Raw genomic sequence first — 1406 nt, forward strand, 5'->3', positions numbered from 1 at the left:
GACCTCGGCGCGCGCCTCGGCGACCCAGTCCTGGCCGAGGGCGTCGAGCAGGCCGGAGGCGTCCATCAGCGGCTCCCTTCCCGCACGGTCTCCACCGGCCTCACGGCGTCCCGCGCCGCGGCCCAGGCCGCGCGGAGGCGGGCGATCGAGCGGGCCGCGACGTCGGGGGCGGCGTGCGAGTGGCGGGGCAGCTCGACCGCCACCAGCCCCCGGTATCCCGATCCGGCCAGCGCGGCCAGGACCGGCGGGAAGTCGATCTCGCCCTCGCCGAACTCCAGGTGCTCGTGCACGCCCCGGCGCATGTCGTCGATCTGCACGTTCACCAGGTGCTCGGCCACGGACGCGACGCACTCCGGCACGGGGCCGGGTTCCAGGCAGCGGCAGTGCCCGATGTCGAGCGTGACGCCGAAGCCCGGCGGGCGGCCGAGGGTGTCGTAGAGCCGTCGCCAGCCTGCGATCGTCTCCACCAGCATCCCCGGCTCCGGCTCGAAGCCGAGCGGCACCTCGGAGTGCTCCAGCAGCCGCGCGCACCCGTCCACGAGCCGATCCCAGGCCACCTCGGGCGGCACCGCGTCCGGCCGCACCCCGGCCCAGAACGACACGGCCTCCGCGCCGAGGTCGGCCCCGACGTCGGCGGCCCGCCGCAGGAAGTCGAGCCGCCGCTCCCGCTCGTCGTGCAGCAGCGTCGGCGCGTGCTTGCGCCACGGGTCGAGCAGGTAGCGCGCGCCCGTCTCGACGACCACCCCGAGCCCGAGGTCGCGCAGCCGGTCCGCGACGGCCGCGACCCTGCGGGCCGCCCCCGGGGCGTACGGGTCCAGGTGGTCGTGGTCGAGGGTGAGCGCCACCCCCTCGTACCCCAGCGAGGCGATGACCTCCAGCGCGTCCTCCAGCCGGTGGTTGGCGAATCCGTTGGTCCCGTACCCGAACCGGAGGCCGCCCGTCTCCGCCGGATCGCTCGTGCCGGTCATGTCGGGGAGACCTTCCCCGCGAGGACCCTCCCGAGTGGCGCGGCCGTGGCCACGAGGACCCCTGCGGTCCCGGCCCCCGCGCCGGCGGCGAGCGCGCCCTGCAGCGCGGGCAGCGCGACGATGCCGGTGCCGACCGCGGCGCGAATGGTGCCGGCCGAGGGGTCGGCGGCGGCGCGGGCCTGCGCTGTCCCGAAGCGCGCGGCGTACCACGCGGCCAGCGCGTTCTGCGTTCGTCCGTCCCGGCGGCACACCCCGGCCGCCAGCGCCAGCGTGGCGGCCAGCGTCCCCGCGGGCAGCCCGGGCCCGGCGCCCGACACCTCGCGCCGCGACAGCATCGTGAGCAGGTACGTGTGGGCGCCGACCACGAGGGCCGCCGGGAGCGCGCGGCCGGTGCTGCGGCTCGGGCCGGCGCCGAGCAGCACGTCGAGCATCCGGCAC

The 1406-nt window shown here is 77.6% G+C and carries 1 protein-coding gene and 1 pseudogene; both read right to left on the reverse strand.

Features of this window, described 5'->3' with window-relative positions:
• Positions 1-65 precede the first annotated feature (65 nt).
• Positions 66-968, reverse strand: a complete 903-nt coding sequence (locus tag MPTA5024_RS38030) for a sugar phosphate isomerase/epimerase family protein (protein ID WP_036333344.1) — start codon at positions 966-968, stop codon at positions 66-68.
• Positions 965-1406 (reverse strand): annotated as a pseudogene (locus tag MPTA5024_RS43120) (SCO3242 family prenyltransferase); the annotation flags it as partial. The pseudogene MPTA5024_RS43120 and the gene MPTA5024_RS38030, both read right to left, overlap by 4 nt.

It is taken from the genome of Microbispora sp. ATCC PTA-5024, assembly GCF_000511135.2.
In the GTDB taxonomy this organism is placed as follows: domain Bacteria; phylum Actinomycetota; class Actinomycetes; order Streptosporangiales; family Streptosporangiaceae; genus Microbispora; species Microbispora corallina.